This window comes from Mesorhizobium sp. PL10 (assembly GCF_053714315.1).
Genome location: NZ_JBSKBR010000005.1, coordinates 206,024 through 218,597 on the forward strand (window position 1 = coordinate 206,024; position 12,574 = coordinate 218,597).

The 12,574-nt window shown below is 62.9% G+C and carries 14 protein-coding genes; 10 read left to right on the forward strand and 4 right to left on the reverse strand.

What is annotated here, in order from left to right; translation table 11 throughout:
- Positions 1 to 16 precede the first annotated feature (16 nt).
- From hydA to ACWGTO_RS10820, 3 genes are read left to right on the forward strand one after another with little or no spacing between them, the layout of a single operon-like run.
- Positions 17 to 1,468: a dihydropyrimidinase gene (gene hydA / locus ACWGTO_RS10810; protein ID WP_112560330.1), complete on the forward strand. Its 1,452-nt coding sequence runs from the start codon at positions 17 to 19 to the stop codon at positions 1,466 to 1,468.
- Entirely contained in the window at positions 1,468 to 1,842 is a 375-nt protein-coding gene (locus tag ACWGTO_RS10815; RefSeq protein ID WP_454574840.1) for a hypothetical protein, read from the forward strand. The genes hydA and ACWGTO_RS10815 overlap by 1 nt, the downstream gene beginning before the upstream one ends.
- Positions 1,843 to 1,858: 16 nt before the next feature.
- A complete protein-coding gene (locus ACWGTO_RS10820; protein WP_454574841.1) occupies positions 1,859 to 2,242 on the forward strand; it encodes a hypothetical protein in 384 nt (127 codons plus the stop codon).
- A gap of 17 nt (positions 2,243 to 2,259) precedes the next feature.
- On the opposite strand, the gene ACWGTO_RS10825 is transcribed toward ACWGTO_RS10820, so the two are convergent.
- Positions 2,260 to 2,664: a cupin domain-containing protein gene (locus ACWGTO_RS10825; RefSeq protein WP_031193071.1), complete on the reverse strand. Its 405-nt coding sequence runs from the start codon at positions 2,662 to 2,664 to the stop codon at positions 2,260 to 2,262.
- A 116-nt stretch (positions 2,665 to 2,780) separates the two neighbouring features.
- Here ACWGTO_RS10825 and ACWGTO_RS10830 point away from each other — a divergent pair, with 116 nt between their 5' ends.
- From ACWGTO_RS10830 to ACWGTO_RS10850, 5 genes are read left to right on the forward strand one after another with little or no spacing between them, the layout of a single operon-like run.
- The gene (locus ACWGTO_RS10830) at positions 2,781 to 3,572 is read left to right on the forward strand and encodes an ABC transporter ATP-binding protein (protein ID WP_454574842.1); all 792 of its coding nucleotides are present in this window, start codon (positions 2,781 to 2,783) and stop codon (positions 3,570 to 3,572) included.
- On the forward strand, positions 3,562 to 4,098 hold the full coding sequence (locus ACWGTO_RS10835; protein ID WP_454574843.1) for an endonuclease domain-containing protein: 537 nt from the start codon (positions 3,562 to 3,564) through the stop codon (positions 4,096 to 4,098). The genes ACWGTO_RS10830 and ACWGTO_RS10835 overlap by 11 nt, the downstream gene beginning before the upstream one ends.
- Entirely contained in the window at positions 4,099 to 4,977 is an 879-nt protein-coding gene (locus tag ACWGTO_RS10840; RefSeq protein ID WP_454574844.1) for an ABC transporter permease, read from the forward strand.
- Positions 4,974 to 6,128, forward strand: coding sequence for an ABC transporter permease (locus ACWGTO_RS10845; RefSeq protein ID WP_454574845.1), 1,155 nt, complete (start codon positions 4,974 to 4,976; stop codon positions 6,126 to 6,128). Before ACWGTO_RS10840 ends, ACWGTO_RS10845 begins: the two co-directional genes overlap by 4 nt.
- Positions 6,129 to 6,166: 38 nt before the next feature.
- Complete coding sequence (locus tag ACWGTO_RS10850; protein WP_454574846.1) at positions 6,167 to 7,138, forward strand: ABC transporter substrate-binding protein; 972 nt, start codon at positions 6,167 to 6,169, stop codon at positions 7,136 to 7,138.
- A gap of 48 nt (positions 7,139 to 7,186) precedes the next feature.
- Here ACWGTO_RS10850 and ACWGTO_RS10855 read toward each other — a convergent pair whose 3' ends face one another.
- A complete protein-coding gene (locus ACWGTO_RS10855) occupies positions 7,187 to 7,645 on the reverse strand; it encodes an Lrp/AsnC family transcriptional regulator (RefSeq protein WP_454574847.1) in 459 nt (152 codons plus the stop codon).
- A 123-nt stretch (positions 7,646 to 7,768) separates the two neighbouring features.
- Here ACWGTO_RS10855 and ACWGTO_RS10860 point away from each other — a divergent pair, with 123 nt between their 5' ends.
- Positions 7,769 to 9,052: a cystathionine gamma-synthase family protein gene (locus ACWGTO_RS10860; RefSeq protein ID WP_454574848.1), complete on the forward strand. Its 1,284-nt coding sequence runs from the start codon at positions 7,769 to 7,771 to the stop codon at positions 9,050 to 9,052.
- Between the two features lie 163 nt (positions 9,053 to 9,215).
- Positions 9,216 to 9,653, forward strand: coding sequence for a CHRD domain-containing protein (locus tag ACWGTO_RS10865; protein ID WP_454574849.1), 438 nt, complete (start codon positions 9,216 to 9,218; stop codon positions 9,651 to 9,653).
- A 43-nt stretch (positions 9,654 to 9,696) separates the two neighbouring features.
- On the opposite strand, the gene ACWGTO_RS10870 is transcribed toward ACWGTO_RS10865, so the two are convergent.
- Together ACWGTO_RS10870 and ACWGTO_RS10875 are read right to left on the reverse strand one after the other, a co-directional pair.
- Complete coding sequence (locus ACWGTO_RS10870; protein ID WP_454574850.1) at positions 9,697 to 11,346, reverse strand: thiamine pyrophosphate-binding protein; 1,650 nt, start codon at positions 11,344 to 11,346, stop codon at positions 9,697 to 9,699.
- The gene (locus tag ACWGTO_RS10875; protein ID WP_454574851.1) at positions 11,343 to 12,518 is read right to left on the reverse strand and encodes a CaiB/BaiF CoA transferase family protein; all 1,176 of its coding nucleotides are present in this window, start codon (positions 12,516 to 12,518) and stop codon (positions 11,343 to 11,345) included. Before ACWGTO_RS10875 ends, ACWGTO_RS10870 begins: the two co-directional genes overlap by 4 nt.
- Positions 12,519 to 12,574 lie beyond the last annotated feature (56 nt).

Consider the following 12,574-nt stretch of genomic DNA (forward strand, 5'->3'; position numbering starts at 1 on the left):
CAAGGGAACACGAAAAATGACCAAAGTCATCCGAAACGGCACTATCGTCACCGCCGACCGCACCTGGAAGGCGGATGTACTGATGCAGCACGGCAAGATTGTCGCTATCGGCTCCAACCTGCATGGCGACCATGAGTTCGACGCCACCGGCTGCTACATCATGCCGGGCGGCATCGATCCGCACACCCATCTCGAAATGCCGTTCATGGGCACGTATTCGGCCGACGATTTCGAGTCCGGCACGCGCGCCGCACTTTCGGGCGGCACGACGATGGTGGTCGATTTCTGCCTGCCGGCGCCGCAGCAGTCGCTGCTGGAAGCCTTGCAGATGTGGGACAACAAGACCTCGAAAGCATCCTGCGACTATTCCTTCCACATGGCGATCACCTGGTGGGGCAAGCAGGTGTTCGACGAGATGGCGACCGTCGTCGACAAGGGCATCACCTCCTTCAAACACTTCATGGCCTACAAGGGGGCGCTGATGGTGGACGACGACGAGATGTATGCGTCGTTCCAGCGCTGCGCCGATCTCGGCGCGCTGCCGCTGGTCCATGCCGAGAATGGCGACGTGGTCGCCGCTCTGTCGCAAAAGCTCTTGGCCGCCGGCAATAACGGGCCGGAGGCGCATGCCTATTCACGGCCGCCTGAGGTGGAAGGCGAGGCGGCCAACCGCGCCATCATGATCGCCGACATGGCCGGCGTGCCGCTCTATATCGTGCATGTCTCCTGCGAGCAGGCGCACGAGGCGATCCGCCGGGCGCGACAGAAGGGCATGCGGGTGTTCGGCGAGCCGCTGATCCAGCATCTGACGCTGGATGAGAGCGAGTATTTCGACAAGGATTGGGACCACGCGGCGCGGCGCGTCATGAGCCCGCCCTTCCGCAACAAGCTGCACCAGGATTCGCTGTGGGCCGGGCTGCAGGCAGGCTCGCTGCAAGTGGTGGCGACCGACCACTGCGCCTTCACCACGAAGCAGAAGCGCAATGGCGTCGGTGATTTCACAAAGATCCCGAACGGCACCGGCGGGCTCGAAGACCGCATGCCGGTATTGTGGACGACCGGCGTCAACACCGGGCGGCTGACGATGAACGAGTTCGTTGCGGTAACCTCGACCAACATCGCCAAGATCCTCAACATGTATCCGAAGAAGGGCGCCATCGTTGAAGGCGCCGACGCCGACATCGTGGTGTGGGATCCGAAGCGCAAGAAGAAGATCACGTCGAAGAAGCAGCAGTCGGTGATCGACTACAATGTCTTCGAGGGGTTCGAAGTGACCGGCCTGCCGCGCTTCGTTTTTTCACGCGGTGAACTGTCGATCGAGGAAGCCGAGATCAAGGCCAAGCCCGGCCATGGCGAGTTTGTCGCCCGCGAGCCGAACGCGGCGGTCAACCGGGCGCTGTCGACCTGGAAGGACATTACTGCGCCGCGCAAGGTGGAGCGGACCGGCATTCCGGCGACAGGGGTCTGATGTTGCGGAGCTGCGCAGCGCTTATCTCACTGGTGGTGGCGACGGTCGTTATTGCTCCGGCACATGCGGCCAGCGTGCTGCTTGGCTCCTGGGGCAACGATGCCGGCTGCGTCGTCGCAAAGGCCGGTTACCAGGACGGCGACGACTACATCGTGCTGACCGCGGAGGGTATCGAGACCTATGGCAGCGGCTGCCGGTTCGAGCAGCAATTGACCTCGGCGCCGGGTACGCAATCGCTTGATGCGACCTGTTCGGCCGAGGGTGAGGCGGGTACGACGGCTGAAACCGTTGTGGTCACCAACAAGGGCGACGATGGGTTCTTCGTGACCATCCCCGGCCTTGAAGAAATGGGGCCGCTGCAACCGTGTTCGTGACGTTGGATTTGGGGGAATGAGTGTGCGTGGTTTTGGTCTCTCCGTAGCGGTGCTTGCCGTTCTGGCCGCTGGTCCAGCTTTCGCGGCCGGCATCGACCTGTCGAAACCCTATGGCGACAAATATGGCTGCATCAACCGGAACGGCCAGGAAGTCGCCGCCGATCAGATGCTGCTTTTGACCGACGAGGCGTTGGTCACCGCGGCCAGCGCCTGCACGTTCACGCAGAAGCAGGCGCAGGCCGATGGGTCGCTGGTGGTGATGGCAACATGCGAAGCGGAAGGCGAAGAGGGCTCGGAGCCGACCAAGTTCACCATCAAGCGCAGCGCCAAGAACGCCAAGAAACTGACGATCACCGACGAAGACGGCAACGTCATGGGCGAGGTTGCGCGGTGCAAATGACGGTGAGGCGTCCCCCGTCAGGCGACCAGCGCATCCAGTTCCGGCAGCAGGACCACGCTTTCCTGCTCGTTTGGGTCGGTGCGAGCGATGACGGCCGACGAGGGGGCGTTGCTGAGATTGGCCGGCAGATGCGGCACCCCGGCGGGAATGTAGAAGAGGTCGCCGGCCTTGACGACGATGTGGTTCTCGAGCCGGTCGCCATACCAGGTGTGGACCTCGCCGGAGAGCACATAGATCGCCGTCTCATGGCTTTCGTGCAGATGCGCCTTGGCGCGGGCGCCGGGCGGCAAGGTGAGCAGATGCATGCAGATGCCGGACGAGCCGACGGTTTCGGCGGCAATGCCGGCGAAATAGGTCAGTCCCTGCTTGCCTTCATAAGTGCTTTCAGGACGGATAAGATGACAGGTGGGTTTGGGCGACATCGGCAAGGCTCCGGGCGTCGATTGACTGGGATTGGACGAGTGGAAAACAACATCAACGCAAATGCAACGGCATTTCATCCTGCGTGCCAGAGGCTGCGAAAGGCAGGCTGCAGCCAATGACGGGAACCTCGCCAGCCGTCGTTTCGGCAAGCAAACTTGGCCTCACCTTCCAGACCAATGACGGTCCGGTACAGGCACTCTCCAATGTCGACCTCACCATCGGCAAGGGTGAGTTCGTCTCCTTCATCGGCCCGTCCGGTTGCGGCAAGACCACCTTGCTGCGCGTCATCGCCGACCTGGAGAAGCCGACATCGGGCACCATTTCCGTCAATGGCATGACGCCGGAGCAGGCGCGCGAGAAACGCGCCTATGGCTATGTCTTCCAGGCGGCGGCCCTGTTCCCGTGGCGCACCATCGAGCGCAATGTCGGGCTGCCGCTGGAGATCATGGGCCTGTCAAAAGCGGAACAGAGGGAGCGGATCAACCGCACGCTCGACCTCGTCAACCTCTCAGGTTTCGAGAAGAAATATCCTTGGCAGCTTTCCGGCGGCATGCAGCAGCGCGCCTCGATCGCCCGCGCGCTGGCCTTCGACGCCGATCTGCTGCTGATGGACGAGCCGTTCGGCGCGCTGGACGAGATCGTGCGCGATCACCTCAATAAGCAATTGCTGGAATTGTGGGGACGCACCAACAAGACCATCTGCTTCGTCACCCACTCCATTCCTGAGGCCGTGTATCTTTCGACGCGCATCGTCGTCATGTCGCCACGCCCGGGCCGCGTCACCGATGTCATCGAATCGACGCTGCCCAGAGAGCGGCCGCTCCACATCCGCGAGACGCCGGAATTCCTGGCGATCGCCGCACGCGTCCGCGATGGTCTGCACGCGGGGCACAGCTATGAAGATTGAGGGGGTGGGGCAAGAGATTCCTCCTCTCCCCAACGGGGAGAGGGTGGCCGGAGCGAAGCGGAGGTCGGGTGAGGGGGCAGCGCCGACGGACCCGACTAAAAGGAAGGTCGGGGCAACTGCCCGCGCCCGAAAGCTGCGGGTTGACGAGACCGAAGCTGAGTGCCGACTTTGGGGAGAACTGAGGGGGCGTCATCTCAACGGCTACAAATTTGTGCGGCAAGTACCGCTCGGACCTTTCATCGCCGATTTCGTTTGCCGAGAAACAGGGCTGATTGTCGAACTTGATGGCAGCCAGCACGCCGATTCACTGACGGATCCTGCTCGGACGGATTGGTTGAACAACCAGGGTTATTCCGTTCTCCGGTTCTGGAATCATGAAGTCTTGGCCGAGCGCCGAGCCGTGCTTGATACGATCTTGGCTTGCCTTGACGGAAAGATTTCTACCCCCTCACCCGACCTCCGCTTCGCTCCGGCCACCCTCTCCCCGATGGGGAGAGGAGGGCGCCCTGCTGACGAGGCTCGCTAGATGGACAGCTTCCGCGACAAGCTTGTTCCGGTGACATCGATCCTCGCTGGGTTGGTTGTGCTCTGGTACATCTTCGCCGTCATCCTCAACGCGCCTTTCCAGCGCGATCTCGACACCCGTGCCAACGAAACCCCCGGCACCGTCGAATTCATCGGCAAGACGCTGTCGCAACCGAAGCCGACGCTGCCGGCGCCGCACCAGGTGGCGGTCAATTTCTTCGAGAACACGTTTCTGCGGCCCATCACCTCGACCCGCAGCCTCGTCTACAACGCCTGGGTGACGCTGTCGTCGACGCTGCTCGGCTTTGCCTTCGGCACCGCGTTAGGCATCATCATTGCGGTTGGCATCGTCCATGTGGCGACGCTCGACCGCAGCCTGATGCCGTGGATCATCGCCTCGCAGACCATCCCGATCCTGGCGGTGGCGCCGATGATCATCGTCGTGCTGGGGGCAATCGGCATCAGCGGCCTGATCCCGAAGGCGATGATCTCGACCTATCTGTCGTTCTTCCCGGTGACGGTGGGCATGGTGAAAGGCCTGCGCTCGCCCGAACTTATGCATCTTGACCTGATGCATACCTACAATGCCAGTGTCTCGCAGACCTTCTGGAAGCTCCGCGTGCCGGCCTCGGTGCCGTTCCTGTTCACGTCGATGAAGGTGGCGGTGGCGGCAAGCCTTGTCGGCGCCATTGTCGGCGAGCTGCCGACGGGTGCCGTCGCCGGTATCGGCGCCAAGCTGCTCGCCGGCGCCTATTACAGCCAGTCCATTGACATCTGGTCCGCGCTGGTTGCCGGCTCGGTGGTGGCCGCGCTGCTGGTCATGGTGGTCGGCATAGCCGGGCGCCTCGTCGACCGCGCCATGGGCGGGAGGCCGGCATGAACTGGCTGAAGCCATCCTGGCAAGCGATGCTGGCCATTCTCCTGTGTCTTGTCGCTCTGGCGCTCGGCGCGATGTCGAAGCCGGAGGCGGCAGCCCTTGCAGACCCGACGGCCAGCTTCGACTATCCCTATCTCGGAATAAAGACCCCGATGATCGGTCTGGCGGTGCTGGCGGGGCTGATCTCGATGCTCAGGATTTCGTCGCTGGCAGAGGCCGTGGTGCTGTTTGTCGGCGCCCATCTCGTCGCCTGGATGCTGATCTCGGGCATTGCCGGTTTCGAAGGCACTGCATTGGCGCCGTATTTCCTGCTGCTCACGGCTGCCTGGCTGCTCGCCTGGCGCTGCGTGGCGGTGCTGTCGGGGCTTCGACCGATGGAAAAAGGGGTGCGGATGGCGCTGCGCCTGATCATCCCGGCGATCTTCGGCGCCTGGATCCTGATCATCTGGGAAGCGGTGACGCGCGGCGCCGGCATCCCCTTCATCCTTTTGCCGCCGCCGAGCGCCATCGGCGCGCGCATCGCCAGTTCACTGCCGGTGCTTGGCGCGGACGTGCGGCAGACCATCTTCAAGGCGGTGATCTTCGGCTATGTCGTGGGCAGCGGCGCCGGCTTCCTCGTGGCGATCGCGGCCGACCGCGTGCCGTTCCTGCGCCGCGGGCTCTTGCCGATCGGCAACATGGTCTCGGCGCTGCCGATCATCGGCGTGGCGCCGATCATGGTGATGTGGTTCGGCTTCGACTGGCCATCCAAGGCGGCGGTGGTCATCATCATGACCTTCTTCCCGATGCTGGTGAACACGGTCGCCGGCCTTGCCGCCTCCGGCCATATGGAGCGCGACCTGATGCGCACCTATGCGTCGAGCTACTGGCCGACGCTCTTGAAACTCAGGCTGCCGGCAGCGGCGCCCTTCATCTTCAACGCGCTGAAGATCAATTCGACGCTGGCGCTGATCGGCGCCATCGTCGCCGAATTCTTCGGCACGCCGGTCGTCGGCATGGGCTTCCGCATCTCCACCGAGGTCGGGCGGATGAACATCGACATGGTCTGGGCCGAAATCGCAGTTGCAGCACTGGCGGGTTCGGTCTTTTATGGCGTGGTCGCTCTCATCGAAAGAGCCGTCACGTTTTGGCATCCCTCTGTCCGTGGTGGATAGGGCGGTGGGTTTGGGTGTTAACTTCAGAGGGTAAAAACATGAAAAGACTGATCATTCCTGTTCTCGCCGGCGCGATGTCGCTGGCCGCGTTCCAGGCCATGGCCGCCGACAAGGTGACCTTGCAGCTGAAATGGGTCACGCAGGCCCAGTTTGCCGGCTACTATGTCGCCAAGGCCAAGGGTTTCTATGAGGCCGAGGGCCTCGACGTCGACATCAAGCCGGGCGGTCCCGACATTGCGCCGGAGCAGGTGATTGCCGGTGGTGGCGCCGACGTCATCGTCGACTGGATGGGCGGCGCGCTGGCCGCGCGCGAAAAGGGCGTGCCGCTGGTCAACATCGCCCAGCCGTTCAAGAAGGCCGGCATGGAACTGGTCTGCCCCAAGGACGGTCCGATCAAGACCGAAGCCGACTTCAAGGGCCACACGCTCGGCGTCTGGTTCTTCGGCAACGAATATCCGTTTTACGCCTGGATGAACAAGCTTGGCCTCAAGACCGAGGGGGGGCCTGACGGCGTCACCGTTCTGAAGCAGAGCTTCGACGTGCAGCCGCTGATCCAGAAGCAGGCCGACTGCATTTCGGTCATGACCTACAATGAATACTGGCAGCTGATCGACGCCGGCTACAAGCCGGAACAGCTGACCGTGTTCAACTACTCGGCGATGGGCAACGACCTGCTCGAGGACGGGCTCTATGCCTCGGAAGACAAGCTCAAGGATCCGGCCTTCGAGGACAAGATGGTGCGTTTCGTGCGCGCCTCGATGAAGGGCTGGAAATACGCCGTCGACAACAATGACGAAGCAGCCGGCATCGTCATGGACGCCGGCGGCCAGGACGAGAACCACCAGAAGCGGATGATGAGCGAAGTCGCCAAGCTGATCGACAATGCCGACGGCAAGCTCGATCCGGCGACCTATGAGCGCACCGCCAAGGCGCTGCTCGACCAGAAGATCATCACCAAGGCGCCGGAAGGCGCCTACACCACGGCGATCACCGACAAGGCGATCAAATAAGCCTGGTTCGATAATTTCAAACTCGAGAGCGGCGCCTTCGACCAAGTGTCAAAGGCGCCGTTCCTTTATGGTGTTCATGACAAAGCTGGTCTCGATCGAGGCGACGCATTTCAGCCGCGCGATCTTTTCCTTGATGAAGCGCTCGTACTGTTCGAGGCTGCCGGTCACCACCTTCAGCACATAGTCGCGCGACCCGGTGACGAGGTGGCATTCCAGTACCTCTTCCCAGCCACGGATCGCGTCCTCGAACATGACGATCTCGTCCTCGTTCTGGCGGCTGAGCCGAACGGTGGCGATGGCGACCATGCTCCAGCCGAAAGCGGCCGGATCGACCAGTGTCGTGTAGCCTCTGATAATGCCGGCTTCCTCCAGCCGCCGTACCCGCCTCAGGCAAGGCGAAGGCGACAGACCGATGCGTTCGGCAAGCTCGTTGTTGGTGATGCGGGCGTCGGCCTGCAGTTCGCGCAGGATCTTAAGGTCGAAATCGTCGGCTATCTTCTGCTGCACTTTTATCGTCTCTCGGCAATTTGTTGCTCATATGCATTCATGTGAGGCCGAAAATAGCAAGGACTGCGCGATGGGGATCGCATAAATTGCCCCGCGAGGCTCCTCCAGAACGCAGGAAAAACCATGACCGCGCCGCGCCCGTCGAAAACCCACATCGGCAACCACAAGCTCCATCCCGAGACGCTGATGCTGAGCTACGGCTTTGATCCGCAGCTGTCGGAAGGCGCCGTCAAGCCGCCGGTGTTCCTGACCTCGACCTTCGTGTTCAAGTCGGCGGAAGAGGGGCGCGATTTCTTCGACTACACCTCCGGCCGCAAGGAGCCGCCGAGCGGCACGGCGTCCGGTCTGGTCTATTCGCGCTTCAACCATCCCAACTCGGAGATCGTCGAGGACCGGCTGGCGGTCTATGAGGGGACCGACGCCTGCATCCTGTTTTCGTCGGGCATGTCGGCGATCGCCACCACGCTGCTTGCCTATGCCCGTCCGGGCGATGTCATCCTGCATTCGCAGCCGCTTTACGGCGGCACCGAGACGCTGTTGACGCGTACGCTGTCCGGCTTCGGCATCGGCGCCGTCGGCTTTGCGGATGGCGTCGACGAGAAGGCGGTGCGGGCGGCTGCCGATGCTGCCGTGGCGAAGGGGCGCGTCTCGGTCATCCTGATCGAAACCCCGTCAAATCCGACCAACAGCCTGGTCGACATCGCGCTGATCAGGAAGATCGCCGACGAAATAGGCGCTAGCCAAGGATCGACGCCGATCGTCGTCTGCGACAACACCCTGCTCGGCCCGGTGTTCCAGCGGCCGATCGACCATGGCGCCGATGTCTCGGTCTATTCGCTGACCAAATATGTCGGCGGCCATTCCGACCTGATCGCCGGTGCAGCGATGGGCAGCAAGGCGGTGACCAAGCCGATCAAGGCGCTGCGCGGCGCCATCGGCACGCAGCTCGACCCGCATTCCTGCTGGATGCTCGGCCGTTCGCTGGAGACTCTGTCGATCCGCATGGAGCGGGCCAACGACAATGCTCGGCTGGTGGCCGAATTCCTGCGCGACCACGCCAAGGTCGAGAAGGTGCATTACCTGCCGTTCCTCGGCGAGGATACCGCCGCCGGCCGCGCCTACAAGGCGCAATGCAGCGGCGCCGGCTCGACATTCTCTTTCGATATCAGGGGCGGGCAGAAGGCAGCCTTCGCCTTTCTCAATGGGCTGCAGATCTTCAAACTGGCGGTGAGCCTTGGCGGCACGGAATCACTCGCCAGCCACCCGGCGGCGATGACCCATTCCGGCATCCCCTTCGACGTGCGCCAGCGCATTGGCGTGCTCGAGACCACGGTCAGGCTATCCATTGGCGTCGAGCACCCGGACGATTTGATCGCCGACCTGACGCAGGCGCTGGCTGCCGTCTGACCGCGGTCTTCATGAAATCCGAAAGGGGCTGGCGCCCGCCCCTTTTTCGTTGGCTGCGGTAAAATAAATGTGCGCAGGGATACAAAGCGCCGCCCAACCGTTTCACTGATGCATCCGCGCGCCGGGGAGCCGTGCAGGATGCTGCCATCAACGGAGGTTCTTTATGCGCATCCTGTCCGTGCCGATGCTTTCGGCCCTAGCCGTTTCGACCGCCTTCCTTCTCGCATCGCCGGCCATGGCCGAGACGATGAAGTTCAAGGCGACGCTCGACGGCAGCCAGCAGAGTCCGCCCGTGACGACCAAGGGCAAGGGAACCGCTACCTTCACTTTCGACACCACCAAGAAGAAGCTCACTTGGAACGTCAAATATTCCGGTCTCAGCGGATCGGCTGTGGCCGCCCACATCCATGGCCCGGCGGATATGGGCGCGAACGCGGATCCGGTCATTCCGTTCAAGAAGCTGAAGAGCCCGATCAAGGGATCGGCGACGTTGACCGACGCGCAGGCTGCCGACCTTGAAGCCGGCAAGTACTACGTCAATGTCCACACCGCCGCCAACAAGGATGGCGAGATCCGCGGCCAGATCGAAGCTGTGAAGTAGCGCAACCAGGCCGACAAAAGGGGCGGTCGACCGCCCCTTTTCGTCAGGCCTTGTCGCGGATCTGCGTCATCGTCCTTGTCGGCGTGATTGCCTCGGGGTCGAGCCTGATCTCGACGATCGCCGGCTTGCCGCTGGCCCGCGCGCGTTCGAAGGCGGGCGCGAAATCGGTCGTCTTCTCCACGGTCTCGCCATGGCCGCCATAGGCGCGGGCAAGGGCGGCAAAGTCGGGGTTCTTCAAATCTGTGGCGACGACGCGGCCGGGATAGTCGCGCTCCTGATGCATGCGGATGGTGCCGTAAATGCCGTTGTTGACGACGATGACGATGATCGGCAGATCATACTGGACGGCGGTCGCAAATTCCTGGCCGTTCATCAGGAAGCAGCCGTCGCCGGCAAAGGCGATCACGGTGCGGTTCGGATAGAGAGCCTTGGCGGCGACCGCGGCCGGGGTGCCGTAGCCCATCGAGCCGGAGGTGGGAGCGCCTTGCGTGGCGAAGCGGCGGAAGCGGTGGAAGCGATGGACCCAGGTGGCGTAGTTGCCGGCGCCGTTGGTCAGAATGGAGTCGTCGGGCAGCATCTTTTCCAGGTAATTCATGATCGGTCCCATCTGGACCGGTCCGGGGCCGCTCTCCGGCGGCGTCGACCAGTCGAGATAGGCGGCGTGCAGCTTGGCTGTCTCGTCGGCCCAGGCTGGCGCGGAGGTCGGCTTGCGCTTGGCAAAGGCTTCGACGAAGGCCGATGGTGAAGCGTTGATTGCCAGCGTCGGCCGGTAGACGCGGCCGAGTTCACCGGCATCGGCATGGACATGCACCAGCGTCTGGTCGGGATAGGGGCTCTTCAGCAGCGTGTAGTCGGAAGAGGGCATCTCGCCCATGCGGCCGCCGATCAAAAGCACCAGGTCGGCTTGCTTGATCGCCGTCGCCAGCTTCGGGTTGATGCCGATGCCGACATCGCCGGCATAGTTAGGGTGGAGATGATCGAACAGCATCTGGCGGCGGAAGGAACAGCCGACCGGCAGCGACCAGGCTTCGGCGACCGCACGCATGCGTGCCACTGCTTCCTCGTCCCAGCGTGTGCCGCCCAGGATGACGAAAGGACGCCTGGCTTTGCCGAGCAGTTTCTCCAGCGCGTCGAGTTCGGCTTCGCCGGGGCGAGTTTCGACCGGCGTGTGCGGCAAGGCCGCGGGCGCTTCGACGACACTGGTCAGCATGTCCTCGGGCAGCGAAATGACGACAGGGCCGGGACGGCCCGATGTCGCCACCGCAAAGGCGCGGGTGACGAATTCGGGGATGCGCGCGGCGTCGTCGATCTCGACCACCCATTTGGCGATGTCGCCGAAGAACCGCTTGTAATCCACCTCCTGGAAGGCCTCGCGCTCCTTGGCGTGGCTGGCGACCTGGCCGATGAACAGGATAACGGGTATCGAATCCTGCATGGCGATGTGAATGCCGGCCGATGCGTTGGTGGCGCCGGGGCCGCGGGTGACGAAACAGATGCCGGGCTTGCCGGTCAGCCGCCCTTGGCAATCGGCCATCATCGCAGCACCGCCTTCCTGGCGGCAGACGATGGTACGGATCGGCGAGTCATGTAGCGCGTCAAGCACCGCGAGATAGGATTCGCCCGGCACGCAAAAGATGCGATCGGTGCCGTTCGCTTCCAGCGCGTCGACGATCAGTTGTCCGCCGGTCTTCATTTCGCTGATTTCTCCAGTTCGGCAAGGATTTCTTCGGTGTGTTCGCCAAGGCGCGGCGAGGGGCGCTCATAGACCAGCGGCGTGCCCGACATCACCATCGGCGCGCGCACCGACGGCAGACGATTGCCGTGTCCGTCGTCGAGGTCGAGGCGCATGCCGCGAGCGATGGTCTGCGGATCGGCAAACATCTGGCCGATATTGTTGATCGGGCTCGCCGGCACGCTTGCCGCTTCGAGCTTCGCCAGCAGCGGATCGCGATCCCATTGCTTCAACGTCTCGATCATATGCTCGCGCAATTTCGCCCGGTTGGCGACACGGGCCGGATTGGTGGCGAAATCGGGATTCGATGAGAGATGGTCGAGACCGACAGCGGCACAGAATTTGCCGAACTGGCCGTCATTGCCGACAGCGAGGATGATGTGGCCGTCCCTGACCGGCACGACCTCATAGGGCGCGATGTTCATATGCGCATTGCCCATCTGCACCGGCGACTTGCCGGAGACGAGATAGTTGAGGTTCTGGTTGCCGAGCGCCGAGATCTGGGTGTCGAACAGCGCCATGTCGATATGCTGGCCCTCGCCGGTCTTCTCGGCATGTCGAAGCGCTGCCTGGATGGCGATGACCGAATAGAGGCCGGTGAAAATGTCCGAGATGGCTACGCCGGCCTTTTGCGGCTCGCGTCCGGCCTCGCCGGTGATCGACATCATGCCGGCCATGGCCTGGATGATGAAATCATAGCCCGCGCGTGGCGCATAGGGCCCGTCCTGGCCGAAGCCAGTGATCGAGCAATAGACAAGGCGCGGGTTAATCGCCTTCAGGCTCTCGTAGTCAAGGCCATACTTCTTCAGGCCGCCGAGCTTGAAGTTTTCGATCAGTACGTCGGCCGAGGCGACCAGCCGGCGCACTGTCTCCGCCCCTTCGGGCGTCGAGAAATCAACCGCAATGGAACGCTTGCCGCGATTGCAGGAATGGTAATAGGCGGCGGACAGGTTTTCGCCGTCATGGCTCATGACGAAGGGCGGGCCCCATTTGCGGGTGTCGTCGCCGCCATCGGGGCTCTCGACCTTGATGACATCGGCGCCGAGATCGGCCAGCAATTGCCCGGCCCAAGGCCCGGCCAGGATGCGGGCAAGTTCGACGACGCGGACGCCTTTCAGCGGAGGTTCAGCCATAAATCACCAAAAACGGGTCGGAACCGCAGCCTCTATCAATCCGGGATGCCGCTGTC

Coding starts and splice junctions, on each gene's coding strand:
- hydA (WP_112560330.1), top strand. CDS start 17: ATGACCAAAGTCATCCGAAACGGCACTATCGTCACCGCCGACCGCACC.
- ACWGTO_RS10815 (WP_454574840.1), top strand. CDS start 1,468: ATGTTGCGGAGCTGCGCAGCGCTTATCTCACTGGTGGTGGCGACGGTC.
- ACWGTO_RS10820 (WP_454574841.1), top strand. CDS start 1,859: ATGAGTGTGCGTGGTTTTGGTCTCTCCGTAGCGGTGCTTGCCGTTCTG.
- ACWGTO_RS10825 (WP_031193071.1), bottom strand. CDS start 2,664: ATGTCGCCCAAACCCACCTGTCATCTTATCCGTCCTGAAAGCACTTAT.
- ACWGTO_RS10830 (WP_454574842.1), top strand. CDS start 2,781: ATGACGGGAACCTCGCCAGCCGTCGTTTCGGCAAGCAAACTTGGCCTC.
- ACWGTO_RS10835 (WP_454574843.1), top strand. CDS start 3,562: ATGAAGATTGAGGGGGTGGGGCAAGAGATTCCTCCTCTCCCCAACGGG.
- ACWGTO_RS10840 (WP_454574844.1), top strand. CDS start 4,099: ATGGACAGCTTCCGCGACAAGCTTGTTCCGGTGACATCGATCCTCGCT.
- ACWGTO_RS10845 (WP_454574845.1), top strand. CDS start 4,974: ATGAACTGGCTGAAGCCATCCTGGCAAGCGATGCTGGCCATTCTCCTG.
- ACWGTO_RS10850 (WP_454574846.1), top strand. CDS start 6,167: ATGAAAAGACTGATCATTCCTGTTCTCGCCGGCGCGATGTCGCTGGCC.
- ACWGTO_RS10860 (WP_454574848.1), top strand. CDS start 7,769: ATGACCGCGCCGCGCCCGTCGAAAACCCACATCGGCAACCACAAGCTC.
- ACWGTO_RS10865 (WP_454574849.1), top strand. CDS start 9,216: ATGCGCATCCTGTCCGTGCCGATGCTTTCGGCCCTAGCCGTTTCGACC.
- ACWGTO_RS10870 (WP_454574850.1), bottom strand. CDS start 11,346: ATGAAGACCGGCGGACAACTGATCGTCGACGCGCTGGAAGCGAACGGC.
- ACWGTO_RS10875 (WP_454574851.1), bottom strand. CDS start 12,518: ATGGCTGAACCTCCGCTGAAAGGCGTCCGCGTCGTCGAACTTGCCCGC.